The organism is Algoriphagus sp. (assembly GCF_029254265.1).
Classification (GTDB): Bacteria; Bacteroidota; Bacteroidia; order Cytophagales; family Cyclobacteriaceae; genus Algoriphagus.
On the sequence record NZ_JAQWXX010000024.1, the window covers coordinates 20,736 to 44,801 of the forward strand.

Consider the following 24,066-nt stretch of genomic DNA (forward strand, 5'->3'; position numbering starts at 1 on the left):
TTTTGTGGAAAAAATTATAGAACTGGAGATTTTGGGACTTTCGTCCAACCATTCGCAATCGGGGTCATTTACTTTGATATTAGGAGAGGTAAATGGTTCTCGTAGATTGCCGATAGTGATTGGAATGTTTGAAGCCCAAGCAATTGCACTTGAAATAGAAAAAATCATCCCGAATCGACCGATGACTCATGATCTTTTCAAGTCTTTTGCAAGTGGGTTTAACTATGAAATCGACAGAATTATCATCACAGATATGAAAGAAGGGGTCTATTATGCCAAGATCAAATGTAAAAGCGATCTGATTGAAGCGGAGATAGATTCCAGACCATCCGATGCGATTGCGATTGCGATTAGGTTTGGAGCTCCTGTTTACTGCACAGAAAAAGCAATGTCTGAGGGTGAGGTAGATAATTTTGAATTTGATTCTAAAGAAGAAAAAAGTTCTGCAAAAAAACCAACTCAAAAGTTTGTCACGAAAAAAGAACCCTCATTGAAGGACTTCAGTCTGGATAAGCTTAATCAGATGCTGGAAAAAGCAATCAATAATGAAGATTATGAGCGAGCGGCCCGCATTCGAGATGAAATAAATAAAAGAAACTAAAAGAAAAAAAGCCTGAAGAAATTCAGGCTTTTTTTCTGACCGTGACTTCCTTATTTTTACGACTTCCTATTTTAAAAAGTACTTAATGGATTATTTGAGAGGTGTTTTTGGTTTGGCAGTCATCGTCTTGGTGGCTTTTATTTTTTCAAGTGATAAAAAGCGGATCGATTGGAGACTGGTAGGAATCGGAATCTTACTTCAACTGATTTTTGGCTTTTTGATCACTAAGGTTCCTATCGTTGCAACTGGATTTGGTTTACTAAGTGAGGCTTTCGTTAAGTTTTTGAGTTTTTCCAGAGATGGAGCAGCATTTATTTTTGGAGATCTGGCTGGTGATGGATTTGGATTTATTTTCGCTTTCCAGGTATTACCTACAATCATCTTCTTTTCTACGGTATCCGCAGGTCTGTATTACTTAGGGATTCTTCAAAAAGTTGTATTTGGAATCGCTTGGGTAATGGCGAGGACCATGCGATTATCAGGCCCTGAAAGTCTTTCTGCTGCTGGAAATATATTTTTGGGACAAACTGAGGCTCCTTTGTTGGTTCGTCCATTCATTCCCAACATGAGCAAGTCGGAATTGATGTGTTTGATGACGGGAGGAATGGCTACGATCGCAGGGGGGGTACTTGCGGGATATGTCGCCTTTCTAGGTGGTGATAGTCTGGAGGAGCAAAGCAAATTTGCAGCTTATCTATTGGGCGCAAGTATCATGAATGCTCCAGCTGCTATCGTGATGTCTAAGATGTTTATTCCTGAGACTGAAAAGGAACGCGTAAAGGAAAAACTTGAAGTAAATGAGGAAGCAATGGGAGTGAATCTTATTGATGCAATGTCTATAGGGGCTTCCGAAGGCTTGAAATTGGCACTTAATGTAGGTGCAATGCTTTTGGCTTTCATCGCTGTGATTGCAGCTGTCAATTACCTTTTGATGGGAATCTTGGGAGATGTCACAGGATTAAATGAGTTTGTCGTAAACAGCACTGGAGGCCAGTTTAAAGGCTTTTCTCTAGAGTATTTATTTGGTCAGGTATTTCGAATTTTTGCCTGGGTAATAGGTGTAGAATGGGTTGATACACTACAGATTGGAAGTTTATTGGGGCAAAAGACGGTTATTAATGAATTTGTGGCTTACCTAAGTTTATCCGAAATGAAAGAACTGGGAACACTCAGCCCCAAATCAATTGTGATTGCAACCTATGCACTTTGCGGGTTTTCCAATTTCAGTTCGATTGCTATTCAGTTAGGAGGAATAAGCATTATCGCTCCAAATCAACAAGGAAACTTAAGTAGGCTTGGTCTTCGCTCTTTGCTTGCTGCTTCTCTGGCTTGTCTAATGACAGCGACCATAGCAGGAATGCTTTTTGGATAATTAATCTAACAATAGATCATAAAAAAACCTGAGTCTACTGAAGACTCAGGTTTTTTTATATTGAAATGGATTTAATCCTTTTTACTGAATACCATAAAGTTCTTTTCCTACGCTTTCGTATTTGTCACCGGCAGTCCAAAATGGTCTTTCAGGATTGTTTGAAATATTTTGCGCAGCTAGAATATAAGCTTTCCAATATAGAGTCACATAATCCAAGTCCAATGATCCGATATGATCACCTGCTTTATGGTAATACTTGTTGATTTCATCGTCAAATGCAGTAAAACCAAGGCTGAAAGTAGGAGCTGGAATTCCTTTTTTAGCGAAACTTACATTGTCTGACCGATCATAAAGCCCTTGCTCAGGAGCGGGATCAGCAATCGCTTTTAGACCGAATGCAGAAACAGCATCACTGACCAAATTATCGGCTGAAGTTCTTCCTAATCCAATAACTGTAATTACTGAAGTATCATTGTATCCTGCACCATCAATGTTTAGGTTATAGATAATTTTTTCCAATGGAATTAATGGATTTTCAGCGAAAAACGCAGAACCCAAAAGCCCTTTTTCCTCAGCAGTCCAAAGTGCAATCAATATGGAGCGTTTCGGACGATTTTTAGCAAAATATTTAGCCGCGTTCATCACGGCTACAGTACCCACTGCATTGTCTCTTGCACCATTGTAAATGCTGTCACCTTCAGCATCTGCTCTACCTACGCCCACATGGTCATAGTGTGCAGAAAGTAAAACAAACTCATCTTTTAACTCAGAATCAGTTCCTTCAATCCAAGCCAATACATTTTTTCCTTCAATCGCCTTATTGGTTTTTCCTTCAATCGCCAGTTCTGCCATTGCTTTTCCCTCAGTTAATTGATTCTTGATTGTATTCTTAACATCCTCCATCCACATATATGGCATTTTGCTGGAATCATTGTTATCGATAACCATCTGAGTTCGATTCAAATAATTTGAGATCAATGGCCAAGGAATGGAAGGTATATTGAAGCGCTCAATCACTCCAATTGCGCCAGCAGCCTCTGCAAGTATAGCTTTCTCAGAACCTAGGCTAAATAAATCAGCAGGAGTCATTCGATCCGGTGCACCGACATTGGTTAATAATATTTTTCCTTTCAGGTCTTTTCCTTCCAAATCAGACGCTAATCCAAATCCAACATCCACTAGTTCGAATTTTCCAGAAATAGCTTCTCCATTGATCACGAGTAAGTTTTTACCTTGGATATAAACTGAGTCTCCCAACTTAATTTCTCCCTTTTTTGGAGGGGCGGACATCATAAATGGGATATTTTGAAAATAGCCATCTGCACCTGGTACTGGTTTTGCGCCGAATTCTTTGAGTTGATCAGCAATAAAGTTATACGCTAAAGAGATTTCCGGGCGAATAGGATCTCTTCCCATCAATTCATCAGAGGTCAGGTACGTAAGATCTTTTACTGCGGATTTCCGGTCAAATTTTTTCTCAATGTCTTTTTGCTGCGCAAAAGTGGTAACAGCAAAAGCACAACCAAGTGCTACGGTTAAAATTTGTTTTTTCATATGATTAAAATTGTTTATTGATTGCCATGTGGAATGTCGCAGAGATTTCAAACATCCCAGTGTGTGACGTTTTGAGTCATGCTCGATTTCATAAGATGTTGGTATTTCAGTTCTAAAGTAAATAAAATCCTGATAAGCATAAGTCACTTTTTTATACTTTAAGGACTCATCTTCCTTATAAAGCCTCATTCAAAATTCTAAATCCACTAAAGTTTTTTGGAAATGGCTTGGGATATCAGCTTCAATTAACAAAGATTCATTATTAGAAGGAAGTTTTAGCTTGAGGCTCTTAGCATGTAAAAGAAGGTTTCCCATCAAAAATTGAGTTTCAAAAAACTGGTTTTGCTTATTGTCTCCATGCTTTTTGTCCCCAATTATATAATGCCGCAAATGGGCCAGATGTCTCCGGATTTGATGCGTACGGCCTGTTTCTGGTGTTAATTCCAATAGCGAATAACGACTAGTGGGATATCTACCGGTTGTATTGAAAGGTATTTCTGTCTCCGCAATTACTTTATAATAAGTTCTTGCTTCCTGTTTCTTATTGGATCGCTCCGTAGTCAGAGGGTAATCGATCAACGCTTCTTTGATTTCAGGTATTCCTCTCACTATTGCTAAATAGGTTTTTTCCACTGTGCGATCCATAAACTGAGCTTTCAGCAACGGAAGAATTTCTTCTCGCTTTGAAAAAAGCAAAACTCCGCTGGTCGGTCGATCCAATCTGTGAACCGGAGAAACCCGCTGCCCGATTTGATCCCGAAGTGATTGAACAGCAAAGACGGTTTCATCAGCTGCTATGGAAGTGCGATGGACCAGCAAGCCTGAAGGCTTATTGATTGCGATAAGGTTTTCGTCTTCGTAGAGAATTTCGAGCACAGGAACGTTTAGAGAGGAGTGAATAGAAATAAGAGATTTAGGAACTGAGATTGGCGATTAGAAGATAGTACCGGATCCGATACATTCTTCGCCTTGATACCAAGCCACGAATTGACCAGATGCGATTCCTTTTTGTGCTTTCTCGAAGAATACGTAAAGCCCATTTTCTTTTTGGATCAAAGTCGCTCCACTCAAAGGTTGGCGATATCGAATTCGGGCTTCATACTCCTTACTTTCTCCCGGAGTCAATTTTAAATCTTCTCGAATCCAATGAACGTCTTCATTTTTCACAAAAAGTGCATGACGAAGCAAACCGGGGTGATCCTCGCCCAAGCCGGTATAAATTACATTTGTCTGAGTATCTGTTGCTATTACGAAAAGGGGTTTACCTGTGCCTCCAACTTGTAATCCTTTACGCTGACCTACGGTAAAATAATGAGCTCCATTGTGCTCACCTAGCACTTTTCCCTGCTCAGCTGTGTAGTGAATAGGAAAAGCTAAAGCATCCAAAAGGTAATCATCATATTCTTCAGGCTCTATTCGAGCTGGAATCTGAGTTTGTTGATAGATCGGTAAATCCTCAGGAATGACGATAATCTTTCCCTTTTTTGGTTTTAATTGCTGCTGAAGGAATTCTGGAAGTCGAACTTTTCCGATAAAGCAAAGTCCCTGACTATCTTTCTTTTCTGCGGTAATCAAATCAAGTTTTTTCGCAATTTCCCGAACTTCTGGCTTTTGTAGATGACCTATTGGGAATAAAGCTTTTGATAATTGACTTTGGTTCAGTTGACAAAGGAAATAGCTTTGGTCTTTGTTGGGATCAGCACCGGCTAGTAATTGATAGACTGGTTGGCCTTTTACTTCTATTTCTCCTTTTTGGCAATAATGACCTGTAGCCACAAAATCTGCTTTGAGTTTTTCGGCAGCTTTTAAGAAAATGTCAAACTTGATTTCCCGATTACAAAGGATATCGGGGTTAGGTGTTCTGCCGGCTTTATACTCAGCAAACATGTAGTCTACGATTCTATCCTTGTATTCCTCGCTAAGGTCAATGGCTTGAAAAGGGATTCCCAATTTTTCCGCGACAAGCATGGCATCAGTGGAATCTTCCATCCAGGGGCATTCGTTGGAAATGGTAACTGATTCATCGTGCCAGTTTTTCATAAACATCCCGATGACTTCGTAGCCTTGCTCGAGGAGAAGGTGAGCGGCTACCGAACTGTCAACGCCGCCAGATAGGCCGACGACAACTCTTTTCTTTGATTTCATATGCTGTAATAAGTAATGAATTCAAGGTCCATTAGGTTACAATTAGGAGCAGAACAGTAATTATTGATAAAATGGTTCTACGTAAGTCAAAATTACGATAAGTCTCAGGAAATCATAAAGACCTATTTCTTCACGATCATCATTCCTACATAAAAATTCTGGTCAACTTCAATGGAATTTATTCCGTTTTGAATTTCCATTTCTTGCCATTTCGTAGTAGGATTTAGCCAAACTTCTTTTTCATCCAAGTAAACTCGAACTGGCATATCTAAACTCAGAATTGCATTTTCCCAACGGTAACGCATCGTTTTTCCATCCTTTACCACACTCAAAATAGGAATTCGAATATCCCTTAAATATTGGTCAAAAACGGGACTAAGATCAATTCCTGCTTGCTGACTGATGTAATTTTCGATTTGTGCGGAAGTGACAGTTTGATGGTAAAACTCAGTATTCAATCCTCTTAGGATCATTCTCCATTTCTCATCGTCATGTATGATTTGTCGGATCGTATGCAATAGATTTGCCCCTTTATAGTACATATCGGAGGAGCCATTTTTATTGACTCCATATGGTCCAATAATAGGTTTGTCGTTGTTGATTCGCTTTCTGGTGCCTATTACATAAGCATTGCTGGCTTCAGTTCCATAGAAATAATCTAAAAACAAGTTTTCTGAATAAGCTGTAAAGCCTTCATGAACCCACATATCCGCTACATCTTTATTCGTGATATTATTCGCAAACCACTCGTGTCCAGATTCATGGATAATTATAAAGTCAAACTTTAATCCCCATCCTGTATCGCTTAGGTCTGTCCCTCTATAGCCGTTTGCAAAGCCATTTCCATAAGTAACCGAACTTTGATGCTCCATGCCGAGGTAGGGAGCTTCCACTAGTTTAAATCCGTCTTCATAAAAAGGGTAGGGACCAAACCAATGCTCAAATGCTTCCATCATTCTAGATGCATCTTTAAACTGGACTTTAGCTTTTTCTAAATTCTCTCGAAGGACATAATAGTCCATGTCAAGCATTCCTTTTTCACCTTGATACTGCTCTCCAAAATGTACGTAATCACCTATATTGACATTGATCCCGTAGTTGTTGATCGGGTTTTTGACCTCCCAGTGATAGGTTTTGGTTTTGGCAGCTTTATTATGGTCAGTTTTGATCAAGCGACCATTTGAAACATCCATCAGGTTTTCAGGAACTTCTACAGAAATTAAAACGCCCAGATCAGGCTCGTCAGCTGGGTGATCTCGATTTGGCCACCAAATGCTAGATCCAATTCCTTGATTTGAATTGGCTATAAAAGGCAATCCATTGCTGTCTTTGGTCCAGGTGAATCCTCCGTCCCAAGGAGGTCGAACAGCGACTACAGGTTTTCCCGAAAAATGGAATTCAATTTCATGGATTTTGCCGATCTCCTGATTTTTTGCAAGTTGTACAAAGTAGGCCGAGCCCTCGTTAGATACCTGCAATTCTTGACCATCCTGCATTACTTTTTCAAGTGACATTGGTGCTTGCAGGTCTACCTGAAGCATATCCTGATCAGCAATCACTTTGTACTTCATGGTGTTTTTTCCAGAGATCATTTGTGACTCCGGATCGACTTTTACCGAAAGGTGATAATGAAGTAAGTCCCACCAGGCTCTTGCAGGGCCAATGGAACCTCGGAGCGAATCCTGTTTTGAGAATTGGGAAGTTGATTGAAAACTCTGTGCTTGAAGTTGAACTATAGAAAAGTAAATGCAAGTGGTTATAATCCAGTTTTTTAATTTCATTGGATACTCAGAGTTTTAGTAAAATTAGATTGAAATCAGAAAATATAATCGTCCTCCCAAAGGCGAAAACCTCCTATGAAAGCATTTTGATTTGTCCCTAATCGACATCCTTCAGGAACTTCGCTGATTAGTTTTGAGTTGCCTCCTCCCAAGACAATGTCATCTGGCTGGAATGCATCTGCAAAAGTTTCAATTGTTTTTAAAACATGCTTTTCCCACCTCTTAGAACCACCAGAGGTTAGGTATTCTTTACCTACATATCCTTCAAATGTGGATTTTTTATAAGGTAAATGTCCTCCTTCAATAGGGAAAATCGTCTTACCTATTACCATTGCAGTTCCCAAGCCAGTACCGAAACCCAAAAAGAGTAGTTTCTTACCTTCATAACTTCCCAAGGCTTGCATGGCAGCATCATTTATGATCTTTACGGGACAGTTAAATTCTTTTGCAAAATCATAGCTTTCCCAACCTTTTCCAAGATTGACAGGCTCACTATGAATCTGATTGTTTTTAACTACACCGGGAAACCCAATCGTGATACGATCATATGTCCAACCTGAAGCAGCTTCTTTAATAAGGGGGATCATAGTTTCTGGTGAAAAATCACTTCCTGATGGGATTTTGATTCGTTCAGGTTGACCTTTTGCTAATATTTTGATGTTTGATCCTCCGATGTCGATTACTAATGGCTGCAAGAGTGTTTGAGTTTAGTTAATAATTTGATTAATAAGATTTCATTTCGGCACTTGAAGTTAGGATTTTTGTCGATTGGAAGGCAGAAAAATCAGCTAGAATTTCCTTTCATTTTCAAAATATGACCTGCGATTAAGTATTGATATTCGATCAACTTATTAATTTCTAGACCATTTGGAAATATTTATGACAAATTATTGATTTTCTAAAATCAATAAATCTTTTCTTTTTTATGATAAATATGCCTGATTGAAAATGGAATGGTATGCTTCCTATGGAGAATAGAAGTTTATTTCTGATCTTTTAGATCGAAAATCAAATTTGTCGCTCTTCGAACAGCACATTATTTCAAAATAGTATAGAATTCTTTCAGATTTAAAATCCATCACAAATGAAAAACAGCTTTTTACTCTTGCTTTTTCTTTCTGTTCAAACTTTTGCGCAGCAAAAAGCTCCAATACCCCAGCGGGAAACTGTAGAAACTCAAAATAGGGCCATCCGCATGGATGTTCCGCTGACCAACTCTATTCGAAAAGCTTTTGAAGCTGGTACTCGGGATTTTTCAGGAAAGCCCGGAGCAAACTATTGGCAGTTGGAGACAGATTTTACGATTAATGCGAGGCTGGATCCCTCCACACAGACGATTACGGGATCTGAAAAAATCCTAATACATAATTCCAGTCCAGACGATCTTGATCAAATTGTGCTTCGTTTGGACCATAATGTTTTCCGGGGAGATGTGCCAAGAGGAACTTCTGTTCCTGCTGAAAACACCGAGGGAATGATCGTAACGTCAATTAAAATAGATGGGAAGGTAGTGGATTTAAATCCCGCACCTTCGAGAAGAAATGATCCACCTACTTTAAAAGCAACTGGTCTGAAAAGTACCATAGCAACGATTTCGCTTTTGGATCCAATCAAAGCTGGCAGTAGCGCTGAATTGGAAATAGAATGGAATACGAAGCTGCCGGGAGGAGAAAATGGTCGAGGGCATCGAATGACTCAACGTTTTGACAGCACGCTTTTTCAGCCTACCCAATGGTTTCCAAGATTGGCAAAATATGATGATTTGAGAGGTTGGGAAAGGAGTTTATACCTTGGCCCGGCAGAATTTTTCAATAATTTCGGAAAGTTTGATGTGTCTATAACTGTACCAGCAGGATGGATCGTAAGTGGAACGGGTGTATTGCAAAACCCACAGGACGTTTTAACTCCGATAGCCATTCAAAGGCTTAGTTCGGTTTTGAATTCTGATGAAGAAGTAACGATTGTCTCAGAGGAGGAGAAAGGTCCTGGAAAAGCTACTCTTGACGGAGAAATGTTGACATGGCGCTTTGTAGCAGAAAAAGTCAATGATTTTGCATGGGCGACTTCTGATCGTTTTATCTGGAAAGCTACACGTGCGATGATTCCTGGTAAAGGACCTATTCCAATTCATGAAGTCTTTATCCCTGAGCGTGCTCGCTTTTTTGAAAATGCTTTAAGTAGAACAAGACATGCATTAGAGTTCTATTCTGAGCTTTGGGCACCTTATCCTTTTCCACAATTAACCCTTCAGGATGGCCCAAGTGCCGGGATGGAATATCCAATGGTAATCAATTCCAATCAGGGGGCTGCGGATCATGAGACGGCTCATCAATGGTGGCCAATGATGTTGGGAACAAACGAAACCCGCTATGGCTGGATGGACGAAGGTTTTAATCAGTACATGAACATCTTATCTTCTGCAGCTAGCCGAAATGTACCTTATAATCTAGATGGACTAGGGCAGAGCTATGGCCGAATCTCAGGATCGGAAGATGAAGCTCCGCTGATGTGGAGTGCCAATGATGCGGGTTCGGGTTACGGATTTCAAACTTATCAAAAAACTCCACTGATGCTTTCCATGCTTGGCGGAGTTGTAGGGGATGAAGCGGTAATCAATGCCATGAAAAAATATACGGATACCTGGGCATTTAAGCATCCTTCGCCTTGGGATTACATGTTCTTTATGAATAATGCTTTGGGTGAAAATCTCGAATGGTTTTGGTATTACTGGTTGTTTACCACCGAATCAGTTGAAGGTTCAATTGAAAAAGTGAGTTTTGATAAAGGAAGAACTGTGGTAACGGTAAAGCAAGCAGGGGAGATGCCTTCACCAGTGGTGCTAAAAGTTGAATTTGAGGCAGAAGGACCTGCTATTAAATCAATTCCAAATGGTAAAATGATTGATGATACCACAGCAGAAGTCACCTGGCCGGTTTCGGTTTGGTTTGAAGGAAATCGAACGTTTGATGCAGTAATGGAATTTGGAGATCGTAAAATCAAGAAAATCACCTTGGACCCTTATGGTAGATTCCCGGATAAGGAAACAAGTGATAATGTATGGGAAGTGAAATAGGTTGGTTCCTTTTTCTTTTTACAATTTAGATAACCAACAATTCTGCTTCCATTCCTTCAAGAATTGATGGATCTGCGCTGAAGATTCAGGATGTTCTTGTCTGGTATTATTGGAAATCCTTAACTGTGGTACTTTACATGCAGGGGGTGAAACTTGTGTAAAGATTTATGATTGTATCGAAAGCATTTTGATTGAAAAGATTTAAAATGTCATTATCGAAATGATCCATTACAATGATGAACTACCAATTGTAAACTACTCTGATTTTATCAGTGAAAAAGTGGGCTATGATTACACGTATTTGTCCAATGCCTTTTCAAAGGTAAGAGGAATAACCATACAGCATTTTATCATCATTCATAAGATAGAAAAAGTCAAAGAATTGCTGATTTACGATGAGCTTTGTCTTACTGAAATTTCCTACAGGTTGAATTATAGCAGCGGAGCACACCTCTCCAACCAATTCAAAAAAATAACGAGACTTACTCCCACTTTTTATCAAAAACTAAAGAATAAGCGGAGAAAGAATCTGGAAGATTTGTAATTTTTATACTAAAAATCGCTTTTACGGTATTAGAATAGAAGTGTAGGGAAGTTTTTTACTAATTTTTTGAATCATTCGATGCCCTAGTAAAGTCAATGAAATAATTTTTGTTGATGACTTTGCACGTGTAAAGCAAGCGACTCAAAACATGTAAATGATGTAACATAGTTCTGAAAATGTGTAACGCATTTTTAAAGGGGAATACTCAAATTGACATCAGCCTAAAACAAACTAAATCGCTATTCTTAGAATCTCAACTCTGGAATCTAATGAGCCTGCGGTGAAATAAGAAAAGTAAAAATTATGAGGTACCCCGAAATAGTCGAGCTTCTGGGAAAAGAAAGCGAATCATTGCTCACACATCAATGCGATACAATTCCGAAGTCATCTTTACAACTTCCTGGTTCGGATTTTACAGAGCGAGTTTGGGTAGGATCTAACAGGAATATTCAAACCATACGAAGTCTGAATACCATTTTCAATTCTGGAAGACTTTCCAGTACAGGATATCTTTCAATCTTACCGGTTGACCAAGGAATCGAACATAGTGCAGGTGCATCTTTTAGTCCTAACCCAATTTATTTCGATCCCGAACAAATTATAAAATTAGCTATTGAGGGAGGATGCAATGCCGTGGCGAGTACCATCGGTATACTAGCGACCGTTTCAAGAACCTATGCCCACAAAATTCCTTTCATTGTAAAGCTTAACCACAATGAATTACTTACTTATCCGAATACCTATGACCAGATTTTTTTTGGATCAGTAAGAGAAGCCTGGAACTTGGGAGCTGTAGGAATTGGAGCCACTATCTATTTTGGATCTCCTGAATCGGACAGACAAATCCAAGAAGTATCTAAAGCATTTGAAGAAGCCCATCAATTGGGTATGGCTACCGTGCTGTGGTGCTATTTGCGCAACTCAGCATTCAAAGTTGACGGAGTTGATTACAGTTCTTCGGCTGATCTTACCGGGCAGGCAAACTATATCGGCACGACTATTCAAGCAGATATTATCAAACAAAAATTACCGGAAAATAATGGCGGCTATAAAGCACTCAACGCAGATGGCAATCAATTCGGAAAATTTGATGAACGCATCTACAGCAAGTTGACGACTGATCATCCCATAGATTTATGTAGGTATCAGGTCGCCAATTGTTTTATGGGAAGAGCAGGGCTGATCAATTCAGGAGGCGCATCAGAAGGAAAGTCAGATTTAAAGGAAGCCGTTCGTACCGCGGTTATTAATAAAAGGGCTGGTGGAACAGGTTTGATTTCAGGCAGAAAATCATTTCAACGTCCATTTAAAGAGGGAATAGCCCTACTCAATGCCATTCAGGATGTTTACCTGGAAAAGAAAATTGATGTAGCCTGATTAAAAAGATATTCTAAAAATGAAAAAAAAGGAAAGCAAGAAAATATTGCATGAACTCTATATAGAATTAGTCAAGCTGCAAAAAGAAGTTATCTCATCCAACCTCAAACTTTTTGTGATCTTGGAGGGAAGAGATGCTGCCGGAAAAGACGGGACAATAAAAAGAATTACTAAACACCTCAGTCCACGCGAAACGAGAATAGTGGCATTGGGGAAACCATCTGACCGAGAGGAAATGGAATGGTATTTTCAACGGTATGCAAGCCACTTACCTATCTCAGGAGAATTCGTGTTATTCAACCGAAGCTGGTACAACAGGGCGGGTGTGGAAAAAGTAATGGGGTTTTGCAATGAGAAGGAGTATAAATCTTTCTTTAAGGAAGTAGAGCTGTTTGAAGAAATGCTAGTTGACGCCGGTTTTACAATTCTGAAATATTACCTCGATATCAGCAGAGAAGAGCAAGAAGCTAGATTGAAGGATCGTAGAGATGATCCATTGAAACAATGGAAAATAAGCCCTATTGACAGGGAAGCGCTACGCTATTGGAAAGACTATTCCAATGCCCGTGATGAAATGCTTACAAGAACAAATTTTAAAAATATACCATGGTTTGTTATCAATGCCGATAACAAGCGGGAGGCCCGCATTGCTATCATTTCACATTTATTGCATCAATTGAAATATCATAATAAGGATGTGAAACTAGTATCAGAAGATTACGGCCTGGTATATCCAGTAACTGATAAATCGATTAAAGAAAAACTGTTTTGATAAAAAAAGCTATTATGACTGTAGATTTCAAAAACCTAAGTAAACGAGAGTATCAATTACTCCTCAATTTCCCAGTTTATGTTTCCTTACTCGCTGCGAATACGGATGGGAAAATGGATAATGCTGAAAAATTATCAGCTATTGAATTCGCTCATATTAAAAGTTACTCCTGTGATCCTTTGCTGGCTGATTTCTTCCAAGAAGTCGATAAGAGTTTTGAAAAGACCTTGCAAGAATTGAATAATTCACTTCCTCAAAGTAAAGCCAAAAGGGATGTTGCTATCAAAGCTGAATTACTGAAAATCGAAAGCCTTGTTTCGAAGTTAGAACCCGAGACAATAGCTGTCATCCATAAAAGTATGAAAGCATTTAAAGAGCATATATCCCTGGCGCACCATAATGTCCTGATTGATTTTCTATTTCCATTGCAGATATTCGGTATATCCGACTATTAAGAGTTTATTTTATTTTTATAGGTAAAAAGCGTCTTTGAAATTTATCTTTAAAGTTTAAGAAACCCAACCCAAAAAGTTGATGGGTGCATAGCAACATATCCCACTGGATCAAAGCTGCGATCCTCCGATAACTTTCTAGGATGGATGAGCACAATAATGTAATGCTTGGGAAATGAGTACTGTTCCATTGTCTTAAATTAAAACCTGAAACCCATGTCATCTATTTCTAAAATAGCCATACTTACCTCTGGTGGCGATGCCCCTGGTCTCAATGCCTGTATCAGGGCGGTGGTTAGAGCAGCTATATTTCATGGACTGAAAATTATTGGAATCCATCGAGGCTATGATGGAATAATTGAAGGTGATTTTTTTGAAATGGATGCAGCCTCTGTGAGCAACATCATTCAAAGAGGTGGAACCATTCTGAAATCCTCAAGGAGCGAGCGCTTTAAAACCCCCGAGGGCCGAGAGACTGCCTTTCAACAGCTGAAAAAAGCAGGCGTTGAAGCTGTCATAGTAATAGGAGGGGATGGTTCCCTGGTGGGTGCCAAATATTTTACAGCAACTTATCCAATTCCCTGGATCGGCATTCCGAAAACAATTGACAATGATATTTCAGGAACCGATTATGCAATCGGTTTTGATACCGCATCCAACACCGCTATGAATGCCATTGATAATATCCGTGATACAGCTGAATCACACAACAGGATATATTTTGTGGAGGTGATGGGACGCAACTCTGGATCAATTGCTTATAAAACCGGTATCAGTGTTGGAGCTGAAGCGATCTATATACCCGAAACAAATACTGATTTGCAACATCTTTTTAAAATTTTTGAAAGTGGTTGGAGTAGAAAGAAAAGTTCATTAATCGTAGTTGTTGCTGAAGGAGATGAGGCTGGTGGTGCTTTTGCCATTTCGAAAAAAGTAAAAGAAAAATTTCCTCAATATGACACCGCTGTATGCATCCTCGGGCACGTGCAGCGAGGCGGCTCACCCACGTGTGCCGACCGGGTTTTGGCTAGCAGACTCGGAGTGGCTACTATTGACGCACTTTTATCAGGGCAGAAAAACATCATGGTTGGAGAAGTGAAAGAAGAAATTCTCTACACGCCATTAGAGAATGTTTTAAAAAGACAATTGAAAATAACGCCTGCCATGACAGAGTTAATAGATATTTTATCCATTTAAAAAGAAAGGCAGGCGTGATCTCAATTATCCAAGTCAGTGCAGGATTTTAGCTGTTTTTTTAAATCAGGTTTCTGAATTTGTAAAGAATAGCACCTGTACTTCGTGTTCCGTACCATCATCGAAAAGCCTTATTATTTTACCTTCCTGGGCAATACCATCAACAGTTACGGTCATTCCAGATTCGCCATCCTTTTGGATAACAGTAATATGGTAAATCGCACTTTTATAGGAATAATGGATTTTAAATGACTCCCATTCTTTTGGAATACAAGGATTGATTTTAAGCTGATTTGCTTCCAGTTTTAACCCAAGGAATGACTCAACTATCATTCGGTACATCCAACCTGCCGAACCAGTATACCAGGTCCATCCTCCGCGTCCGGCGTGTGACTCGTTAGCATACACATCGGCTGCGATTACATAAGGTTCTACTTTATAAATAGCTATTTCTTCGGGAGTTTTGCCGTGGTTAACCGGATTGATCATATTCAATAATTCCCATACCCGTTTGTTATCACCCAATTTTGCAAAAGCCATAATCAACCATATGGCAGCATGCGAGTATTGCCCGCCATTCTCTCTTATGCCCGGAACATAACCTTTGATGTAACCAGGGTTCAAATCCGATTTATCAAATGGAGGTTCCAGTAACTGAATAATCCCGATATCCTTTTGCACCAAATTTTTATATGCTGACTCCATGGCCACATTTGATCTTGAGGCTTCTCCGGCTCCTGATAGTACCGACCAGCTTTGTGCAATCGAATCTATTACGCATTCAGTATTTCCCGAAGAACCAAGTGGCGTGCCATCATCAAACCAGGCACGTTTATACCATTCTCCATCCCAAGCATGTAAAGCAATATTTTCTTTGAGTTGCTGAGCCTGTTTTTCACATTCATCCGCAAAAGGGGCATCATTCTGGCGCTGAGCAATTTCTGCGAATTTGATTAGTATATCATAGAGAAAAAATGCCATCCAAACACTTTCTCCTTTTCCTTCAATACCCACTCTGTCGAATCCATCATTCCAATCACCGGCTCCCATTAAAGGCAGTCCTTTTTCACCATAATTGAATCCATTCTTTATTGCCAAAACGCAATGATCATAGAGTGAAAGTGAATCATTGGATTGAATGGGAAGGTCGTAATACGATTCTTCGTTCTGGTTCAATCTCCTTCCTTCCAAAAATGTTACAGCCTGCTCCAAAATAGCAGTGTCAGCGGTAAATGAAATGTACTGAGCCGTGACAAAAGGCAGCCAAAGAAAATCATCAGAGCATTTGGTACGAACTCCCCGGCCACTTGGCGGATGCCACCAATGTTGAACATCTCCCTCTTTGAATTGACGGGATGCGCAGAGCAATATTTGTTCGCGTGCCAATTGTGGCGCTACGTGAAGTAAGGACATGACATCCTGTAGCTGATCCCTGAAACCGAAAGCTCCTCCTGATTGGTAAAATCCGCTGCGTCCCCAAAGCCTAGAAGCAAGTGTTTGGTAAGTGAGCCAACCGTTTGTAATGACATTGATGGCAGGATCCGGTGTTTCCACCTGCAAAGTTCCAAGCGTTTGTTCCCAATAATTTTTTACTCTTTGAAGTGAATCAAACGCGGAGGTATTTCCACGGTATTGTTGTGCGATGTCTTTTGCATTACTGATATTATACCCAGCTCCAAGCGTGAAAACAATTTCCCGTTCTTCGCCAACGGCCAAATCGAATGGTACCTGGATGGCGGCACAAGGATCTAAAGCAATCCCGGTTCTTCCAGAAAGTTTTTGCCGGTTCATCGCATCGGGGTTTTTCAAGGTTCCGTTTCGGCCTATAAACTCTGTTCGGTCAGCTGTAAACGTCTTCCTTACTGCATCCACATCGAAAAATGCAACCCGATCAGAAAACTCCATGCTGTATGGATTTTTTGCAAATATGGTCCTGTTATCTACATCCACTTCGGTGTGGATATGCATTGCTGTTTTTGTTCTTTCGTCACCCAGTACCCATTCGACGTAGCCAGTTGCAGAAAGTTTACGCCTCCTCCCTGATTGATTACGGATTTTTAAAACCGTGAATTTAACAGTAGCTTCCAAATCTACATACACCAACACTTCTGAATAGATGCCGTCTTCAATGTGTTCAAAGGCACTGTAACCAAATCCATGACGTACAATGTATGGGGATTCCCCACCTGCAGGTAGTAGTGATGTGGACCAGAAGTGCCCGTTTTCTTCATCCCGCAGATAATAGGCTTCTCCTGGATCATCACTTACTGGGTCATTTTTCCATGGAGAGAGTCTTAACTCATGCGCATTTTCAGTCCAGGAGTAAGTACCTCCGCTTTCAGAGACAACAGTTCCAAAACTCGGATTGGCAATGACGTTCACCCATGGAGCAGGTGTATTATTCTTGCGGTCTATGACGATTACATATTCGCGTCCATCTGATGAAAAACCACCAATTCCATTGTAAAAATGTAGGTCTTCAGGTCTTGGAATGGATGAATAAACCGGACGATATTTTTGTGACGCATTCAGGTATGGGATTGTCAGTTTTGCAGGCGCTTTACGCTGAACTTGGTCTGATAATGTTCCGCCACTATCTGAAATATTTATTCGAGCAACAGTTTGAAATAAAATTCGGTCTTCATTGGATATCTGGTCAGCCGCTCTTACAAAAACTCCTCCCGGCCGATCTCTTAATTCCATCGGAACCAATGCCATAATTTCATTCTGAAAAATCTGTCTATAACCGCCATGGTCTTCATTCCAGATGACAAGGTCAACGATCAGTCCTTTCAAACGCCAGTAAGCATGAGCTTTTATCAGTTGCTTTACCAATAACATGTTGGCTTGCCTTTCAATTTTCAGCAGGACAATGGGTAAGTCGCCTGATATGGAATAGCCCCACAAACCAGACTGTTGTCGGCGATTACTGATTAGAATGGAAAGATCTGCGCGAAATGCAGGGTTTGTAAATAGTATAGAGTTGGCAAGGCTAGCATACAATTGTGCATCTCCTTCGGAAGCATTGATTTGACGAAGAATCACCTGGCTGTGCGTCCAGGCTAATTCAAAAATACGGTCTTTATGATGTTTGTCTTGGTATTTATTGATCAATCCTTGACAAATTTCCTCCGATTCGGCAACACCGGTAATCATGTCAATTGTAATTGTTTCTGCCGGTTCAAGTATGATTTTATACCGGATAGCCACAATAGGATCTAATACTGCTCCCTGATTTCCTGCTAGCGGACCCGGATGATTCATCACTTGCGGATTCACAATTGAGTTGCCACGGCCGATAAATTGCATCCGGTCGGTTTCATAAGATATTTCTTCAGCAATTTTTCCATGCATGGTCATCATATGGCACATCCATGGTGGATGCTCTTCCGCAGATCGTGGCCTGCGTGTACATGTTATAGCATGTTGCTTAGGGATGATTTCTGTTTGTACAAAAAGATTGCTGAAAGCTGGTTGCATCCTGTCGGAGGAGGCAAGTGCCAATACCACTTCTGCATAACTGGTTAACTCAATTGTTCTGCGATCAGAAGAATGGTTTGATATGCGAAGCCTGCGCATCTCTATATCATCCTCAGGAGATACCACTATTTCCGTATGTGTTTCTATATCGTTATTGGACGTACGAAAATCCACATGACCATGCGCAAAACCTGTTTCGAATTTATCACTTTTTTGGAGTGTTGGTTGTTTCGTATTTGACCAGAAAATGTTACTATCCAGATCACGTATATAACAGAACGTTCCCCAATTATCACGGGTGCCATCCTCTCGCCAGCGCGTGACTGCAAAATCTTTCCAACGACTATAACCCCCTCCGGCATTAGTAACCATCAAATGGTATTTGCCATTGGATAATAATTGTACTTCAGGAATAGGCGTATCAGGAGTATGGATTATTCTGGTTTCGGTAGCAGTTGGAGGAGGAGTAATGCTGAATATATCAGTAGTATGGGCAAAGTAGGTGGTTGCTTTTGGAATTCGCTCCTGCAGTAATAAAAGTGCTGCCTTAAACTGAGGTTCAGCTTCAAATAATCGCTGCATGGGTTTATCCAGCAGAAGATATGCTAAAGAGAGTAAACTCATCCCTTGGTGATGCGCCATGAAGGAATAAACAATAGCATGATTTTGTCCTCTTGGTAAACGGGATGGAGTATAATCTATAGCTTCATAAAAGCCGTATCGACCTTCAAAACCTTGTTTTTTGAGCAATTCCAGATTTTTACATGCTTTTTCTGGAGCTACCATTAGCGCAAGCGCAGAAGCATAAGGCGCTACAACAAAATCTTCTTCAAGACCGCGCTTCAATCCCAAACTGGGAACCCCGAAAGCACTATACTGGTAGTGAGATTCAGTACTGACCATATTATAACCTGACTCCGAAACTCCCCAAGTCTGACCTGAATTGCCATATTTCATTTGGCAATTAATCTGACACATTACTGCTGCATTTGAAGTTTGGTCAAGCAATGTGTTTTCATAGGTAGGCATGACTAATAGCGGCATCAGGTATTCAAACATCGAACCGCTCCATGAAAGTAGAATGGGTTCACCCATGATGTTAGTAAGCAATCGTCCTAATGCAAACCAACTCTCCTCAGGCAGATTTCCCTGCGCAATACCGACGAAAATCCCTAACCTAACTTCGGATGCCAGCAAGTCATAGTAACTAGCATCAGCGTGACCCTCTTGAACATTATACCCAATACTGAGCAGTTTACTTGACTTGTTATATAAGAAACCCCAGGATATATCTGCCAATTCTTTACATTCTTGGGCAAGCATATGAGAAGAAGTAATTTGTGCTTGCGCCAGATGAATAGTGTTTCTCAAAGCAGCTTGAAATAATTCTAACCATTTATTTTCTCCATTCTTATTATTTGTTGCACGGTGAAGAACTATTTCTTCTTGTAGCTTTTGTGCTGATGCTAATAACCCGATCAAGGTTGGATTTTGATTCAAAGAGTCGAAATCCTTGAATTCAGGAGGAGCAGATTTTAATAATTCCCAAGGGGTGAAAATTTGTAGCGCTTCATCCAATTTTTCCAATTGGGTTTTTAAAGCCACCTTCCACCAAAAGGTTTCACTCTCCGGTTCATTGTTTAAATACTGAAAAACAGCGGCAAAGCTTTTTGTCAGTTTTGCTATTCCCAATTTTACTTCGCAAGGCTTATTTGAATCTAGTTCAGAAACTGTTTTCAAATCTTTATCGAAGGCATTTAATATCTGCTTTTCTTTTTCCTCCAAGGTGTCCTTAAGTACGTTGAGCGTATCCTGGATCCCTTCAAATATTTTTGAACCGATTATTTTTTGATGCGAAATAGCCAGTAATCCTTGTCGCAACACGAGTAAGTGGCCTGCAAGATTCCCACTATCCACCGTTGAAATGTATTTTGGTAATAAAGGCTCTAAAGTTTCCGTGTCATACCAATTGTATAAATGGCCTCTGTACCATTCCATTTTTCTCATAGTGCCAATGGTATTCGATGTTCGTTCAATCAGCTGACCCGTGGAGATGTAGCCAAAGTCATGAGCAGTTAAGTTTGCCAGCAATGAAATCCCGATATTGGTGGGGGAGGTACGATGCGCCAATGCCTCTATTGGTTGTTCTTGATAGTTGTCAGGTGGCAACCAATTGTCCTGAGGTCCAACAAAATGTTCAAAGAAACGCCATGTTTTTCGGGCCATTTTTCTAAGGAATATATTTTGTTGTTCCTTAAGTTCCACCGGCTTTTTAACGCGAGGTCTGCTTGCCCACCAGGTAATAAATGGAGCGACAAGCCAGAGAAAGGCTACAGGTGCCGCAGAGGCAAATTTACCAGGAGAGAAAATAGCCAAATGAGAAAGCACTATAATTGGGAGCGCGATCACTATCCACATGGAAGCATATGAAGCTGCCAAGCTTGTCCTATTACCACTCCATTGGTATGCTGAAGGGTTCCATTCTAGCAGGTTTTTTTTGCTTATTAGTTTCCTCCAAAGTGTTTTACTGATAGCGATGGTATTGACATATGCCTCATAGGGTAGGCATATGATACCAAACAGCATCGTAATTGAATTGTCTGCAACGCTTCGAATAGAATTCCTGAGATGGTAGATTAAAAATACGTCCTTAGGCTTACGAATTGCGTTCCATAGCGATGTGAAAATGATAGGAACAATAATAATCCCGGTAACTACTACAGTCCATAAAAAAGAGGAATGTAGTAACAACCATCCTAAGAGCAACAACACTGTAAGTGCGATAGGGACTAGACTTCGCCTAATGTTGTCAAAAATTTTCCAACGTGACAATGCTGAAATTGGGTTTTTAAGCCATTTCCCATCAGCTCCAGGAACAAAAGGCAAAAACCAGGAGAAAATCTGCCAGTCACCGCGAACCCATCGGGAGTGCCTTTTCATATCCGCATCATATCGTGTGGGATATTTCTCAAACAATTGCACATCGCTTACCAGGCCTGATCGCAGGTAACAACCTTCTAAAAGGTCATGACTCAGAATAGTGTTTTCTGCAAATTTTCCATCCAGTACATTCCTAAACACATCTACTTCATAAATTCCCTTTCCAATAAAAGATCCTTCCTGAAATAAATCCTGATATACATCCGAAGATGCACGGGTGTATGGGTCGATTCCTGGCTCATTTCCGTGCATGCGGGCGTATAGTGAACCGCTGACTTCCGGTAAGCTGACTGCTACCCTTGGTTGTAGGATACCATATCCTTTGGTTACGCGTTTTTTCTGCTCATCATAAAAGGCATGGTTCAGAGGGTGCGCCATGGTCCCGATTAATTTCCAAGCCGTACCCATGGGCAGTTGGGTGTCCGCATCGAGGGTAATCACATATTTTAGTTCTGGAAACACAGATTGATCTCCAACAATATGCGAGAAGCATTCTTTTGAATTCCCGCGAAGCAGTGCGTTCAGCTTCGCTAGTTTTCCGCGTTTTCTTTCATAACCCATCCACACATTTTCTCGAGGATTCCAAAGTCTCGGTCGGTGAAAAAGAAAAAACAAATCATTATTTTCTCGATGATACTTTCTATTCAGCGCTTTAATTTTCTCAATTGCTGATTCAACAAGCTCCTGGTCCTCGGGAAGTGTTTCCTGCTCTGCATCGGTATAATCCGTCAATAGGGCAAAGTGTAAATTTTCATTCCTATTTGCCAGAAACCGGATTTCCAGAGACTCTGTTAATTTTTCAATTTCCTTTATGCTTGAAAGCATAGCGGGTATAACAACCAACGTCCGGGAGCCTTCAGGGATTTTCCGGGAAAAGTCCAGACGGGGAAGCAAATGAGGCTTAGCCAACAAAGTGGAAATGTAATTGACCACTGACACAGAAAGCTGGCTGACAGAAAGCAGCGTAAGAAATGAGATAATGATCAGAAGCCAGATACTTTTGATATCAGTATTAACTTCAATTAAAATACCGCCACTTATTAAAAAAGTGATTAACAGTATAAATGCCAAATAAAATAGGATCCCATTTCTATTTAAGAAATAGCGAGACTTTCTAAAAAGTGAAACAGGTGTTTTCGTCACTTTCTCCATTTGAATGATTCCCGGCCCTATGAGATAGTATCCAACATGTGTTGATCTAACATCTTCTTCTTTATCGGTAGCATTTTCATGCGCAAGTTGAATAGCTATACGGGCTACTTCTTGCTCTTCCAGCTTGCTTTTTTTGGAAATATCCTCCACAACATGACGGTACCTATCTCTTGTGGCAAAATCCATTGCAGAGTAGATACCATTGATGTCCTGGCGTAGCGTTTTTTCAACTATACTATGCTTCTCCACAAAATCCCGCCAATTGATTGCATCAAGCAAACGAAGGCTGTTGATATTGTTACTCATAGAAACCTGATGGGCAGCTTGCTTTTGAACTTCAGCATTCACCAACTCCTCGCTGGTCAAGCCGAATTCAGCTAATTGCTGCTCAATCCAGTTCAGAGGCATTGCCAAATCTGGTCCTCTTCCTCTTAGTTTTCGAACCAGTTCGGCTACGAAAGCATCTACCATCGGAGGGTTAGACCGGGCCATGTCTGCGATAATAAGGATTAGATTTTTTGGGTCTTTTTCGGATATTTTTATCATTTTCCGCGCCCAATGATTGGCAAGATTAGAATTCATCTTATCTACAGCTACATGGGATGCAACATGTCCCAGATTCTCGATTAATGCTAGTCTTAGCATAATGGGGATCGCCCATAATTCCCCTAATTTCAGATTGGTTACCGTCTGATAAGCATTTACAAAATTGCTCAGAGTTTCAATATCTACTCTTCCGTCACCGTGACAAATCACTTGTTGGATGATGTCATATACCCGGGTTAAGCCTTTTGGGGATACATTTGAAAGTTGAGGGAGCTCTTCGCTATATTTTTTGGGAAAATTGGATTTCGCGTTTCGAATATTCTCTTCAATCAGGTAGAAATTATCAATTAACCATTCTCCCGCAGGGGAAATTTGATGTTTCTTTTTGATGGAATCGGTGAGCACTTTTCGGACATCGCGCAAAATAGTTTCATTTTCTGCAAGGCGTTTGAGCAATTGATCCTTTGAGGGGGTTGAACTCAATCTATGTGTTTCTGCCAGCTCTTTTCCAAACTGTCTCATCTGTTCAGAGCTAAATAGCTCCGTGTTCAGTTGTGGCTCATTCTGGTAACTTGGAGGTGTACTCTTGGGCCGGAAAAAAGTCTTCATATTTGATATGAATTCCTTTGCTCTAGAAATTGATTTCATATTACAAAATTCTGTTTCTGATGGTATATTTGTTTACCAATTCCATTAAAAATATGCTTTTTTTATAAGGTTTTTACATAATAAAATCATCATTTTCAAAATGTGATAATGATGTAAATATTTTCTAGAATTATGTAAAATATGTTTTAGCTAAAATCCTTATATTAACAAATTGCCTTTACAATTAATTTGATTATTTGTAACATATTAAGATAGAGATTAATATGAAATATGGAAAAAATATAAAATTTTTATATGAACCCTATATGGATTTGATCAAATTGCTAAAAGAAATTACAGCTTCTACATTTAAGTTAATAGAGGTGTCCGCTTAACATCATATCATATTTGAGATATACATTTTATCTGCTTTTACCATTCTGATGATTAGATTATTGAAGATGGTGTCTTTGTTCTGGGAGCGATTAATTCGGT

The 24,066-nt window shown here is 40.0% G+C and carries 14 protein-coding genes and 1 pseudogene; 8 read left to right on the forward strand and 7 right to left on the reverse strand.

The window, feature by feature from the left end; genetic code table 11:
• Positions 1 to 4 precede the first annotated feature (4 nt).
• Complete coding sequence (locus tag P8O16_RS02520) at positions 5 to 601, forward strand: bifunctional nuclease family protein (protein ID WP_300310534.1); 597 nt, start codon at positions 5 to 7, stop codon at positions 599 to 601.
• An 85-nt stretch (positions 602 to 686) separates the two neighbouring features.
• Positions 687 to 1,973 (forward strand): nucleoside transporter C-terminal domain-containing protein, encoded by a 1,287-nt coding sequence (locus P8O16_RS02525; RefSeq protein ID WP_300310536.1) that lies wholly within the window; start codon positions 687 to 689, stop codon positions 1,971 to 1,973.
• An 81-nt stretch (positions 1,974 to 2,054) separates the two neighbouring features.
• Here the strand turns inward: P8O16_RS02525 and P8O16_RS02530 are convergent, their stop codons facing one another.
• The 5 genes from P8O16_RS02530 to P8O16_RS02550 all read right to left on the reverse strand — a co-directional run bounded on the left by P8O16_RS02530 (position 2,055) and on the right by P8O16_RS02550 (position 8,148).
• Positions 2,055 to 3,527: a M28 family peptidase gene (locus P8O16_RS02530; protein ID WP_300310537.1), complete on the reverse strand. Its 1,473-nt coding sequence runs from the start codon at positions 3,525 to 3,527 to the stop codon at positions 2,055 to 2,057.
• Between the two features lie 189 nt (positions 3,528 to 3,716).
• Positions 3,717 to 4,403, reverse strand: a complete 687-nt coding sequence (locus tag P8O16_RS02535) for a pseudouridine synthase (protein WP_300310539.1) — start codon at positions 4,401 to 4,403, stop codon at positions 3,717 to 3,719.
• Positions 4,404 to 4,460: 57 nt separating this feature from the next.
• Positions 4,461 to 5,672: a tRNA 2-thiouridine(34) synthase MnmA gene (gene mnmA, locus P8O16_RS02540; protein ID WP_300310541.1), complete on the reverse strand. Its 1,212-nt coding sequence runs from the start codon at positions 5,670 to 5,672 to the stop codon at positions 4,461 to 4,463.
• A 122-nt stretch (positions 5,673 to 5,794) separates the two neighbouring features.
• Positions 5,795 to 7,453: a M1 family metallopeptidase gene (locus P8O16_RS02545; protein ID WP_300310543.1), complete on the reverse strand. Its 1,659-nt coding sequence runs from the start codon at positions 7,451 to 7,453 to the stop codon at positions 5,795 to 5,797.
• 35 nt (positions 7,454 to 7,488) lie between these two features.
• Positions 7,489 to 8,148, reverse strand: coding sequence for an ROK family protein (locus P8O16_RS02550; protein WP_300310545.1), 660 nt, complete (start codon positions 8,146 to 8,148; stop codon positions 7,489 to 7,491).
• A 389-nt stretch (positions 8,149 to 8,537) separates the two neighbouring features.
• On the opposite strand from P8O16_RS02550, the gene P8O16_RS02555 reads away from it, so the two are divergent.
• From P8O16_RS02555 to pfkA, 6 genes are all read left to right on the forward strand, one after another.
• Positions 8,538 to 10,526, forward strand: a complete 1,989-nt coding sequence (locus P8O16_RS02555) for a M1 family metallopeptidase (protein WP_300310547.1) — start codon at positions 8,538 to 8,540, stop codon at positions 10,524 to 10,526.
• Between the two features lie 220 nt (positions 10,527 to 10,746).
• On the forward strand, positions 10,747 to 11,070 hold the full coding sequence (locus P8O16_RS02560) for an AraC family transcriptional regulator (RefSeq protein ID WP_300310549.1): 324 nt from the start codon (positions 10,747 to 10,749) through the stop codon (positions 11,068 to 11,070).
• 303 nt (positions 11,071 to 11,373) lie between these two features.
• Positions 11,374 to 12,447, forward strand: a complete 1,074-nt coding sequence (locus P8O16_RS02565) for a class I fructose-bisphosphate aldolase (RefSeq protein ID WP_300310551.1) — start codon at positions 11,374 to 11,376, stop codon at positions 12,445 to 12,447.
• Between the two features lie 19 nt (positions 12,448 to 12,466).
• Positions 12,467 to 13,219: a polyphosphate kinase 2 gene (gene ppk2, locus P8O16_RS02570; protein WP_300310552.1), complete on the forward strand. Its 753-nt coding sequence runs from the start codon at positions 12,467 to 12,469 to the stop codon at positions 13,217 to 13,219.
• A 14-nt stretch (positions 13,220 to 13,233) separates the two neighbouring features.
• Positions 13,234 to 13,674: a hypothetical protein gene (locus P8O16_RS02575; RefSeq protein WP_300310554.1), complete on the forward strand. Its 441-nt coding sequence runs from the start codon at positions 13,234 to 13,236 to the stop codon at positions 13,672 to 13,674.
• Positions 13,675 to 13,896: 222 nt separating this feature from the next.
• Positions 13,897 to 14,868 (forward strand): 6-phosphofructokinase, encoded by a 972-nt coding sequence (pfkA, locus tag P8O16_RS02580; protein WP_300310558.1) that lies wholly within the window; start codon positions 13,897 to 13,899, stop codon positions 14,866 to 14,868.
• 63 nt (positions 14,869 to 14,931) lie between these two features.
• Here pfkA and P8O16_RS02585 read toward each other — a convergent pair whose 3' ends face one another.
• Together P8O16_RS02585 and P8O16_RS02590 are read right to left on the reverse strand one after the other, a co-directional pair.
• Positions 14,932 to 23,631, reverse strand: coding sequence for a glucoamylase family protein (locus P8O16_RS02585; protein WP_300310556.1), 8,700 nt, complete (start codon positions 23,629 to 23,631; stop codon positions 14,932 to 14,934).
• Positions 23,632 to 23,968: 337 nt separating this feature from the next.
• Positions 23,969 to 24,066 (reverse strand): annotated as a pseudogene (locus P8O16_RS02590) (IS1595 family transposase); the annotation flags it as partial.

What these genes read in the sequence shown, in the direction of transcription:
- P8O16_RS02525 (WP_300310536.1), top strand. Translation starts at nt 687, where the DNA reads ATGGATTATTTGAGAGGTGTTTTTGGTTTGGCAGTCATCGTCTTGGTG.
- P8O16_RS02530 (WP_300310537.1), bottom strand. Translation starts at nt 3,527, where the DNA reads ATGAAAAAACAAATTTTAACCGTAGCACTTGGTTGTGCTTTTGCTGTT.
- mnmA (WP_300310541.1), bottom strand. Translation starts at nt 5,672, where the DNA reads ATGAAATCAAAGAAAAGAGTTGTCGTCGGCCTATCTGGCGGCGTTGAC.
- P8O16_RS02545 (WP_300310543.1), bottom strand. Translation starts at nt 7,453, where the DNA reads ATGAAATTAAAAAACTGGATTATAACCACTTGCATTTACTTTTCTATA.
- P8O16_RS02555 (WP_300310547.1), top strand. Translation starts at nt 8,538, where the DNA reads ATGAAAAACAGCTTTTTACTCTTGCTTTTTCTTTCTGTTCAAACTTTT.
- P8O16_RS02560 (WP_300310549.1), top strand. Translation starts at nt 10,747, where the DNA reads ATGATCCATTACAATGATGAACTACCAATTGTAAACTACTCTGATTTT.
- P8O16_RS02565 (WP_300310551.1), top strand. Translation starts at nt 11,374, where the DNA reads ATGAGGTACCCCGAAATAGTCGAGCTTCTGGGAAAAGAAAGCGAATCA.
- ppk2 (WP_300310552.1), top strand. Translation starts at nt 12,467, where the DNA reads ATGAAAAAAAAGGAAAGCAAGAAAATATTGCATGAACTCTATATAGAA.
- P8O16_RS02575 (WP_300310554.1), top strand. Translation starts at nt 13,234, where the DNA reads ATGACTGTAGATTTCAAAAACCTAAGTAAACGAGAGTATCAATTACTC.
- P8O16_RS02585 (WP_300310556.1), bottom strand. Translation starts at nt 23,631, where the DNA reads ATGAAATCAATTTCTAGAGCAAAGGAATTCATATCAAATATGAAGACT.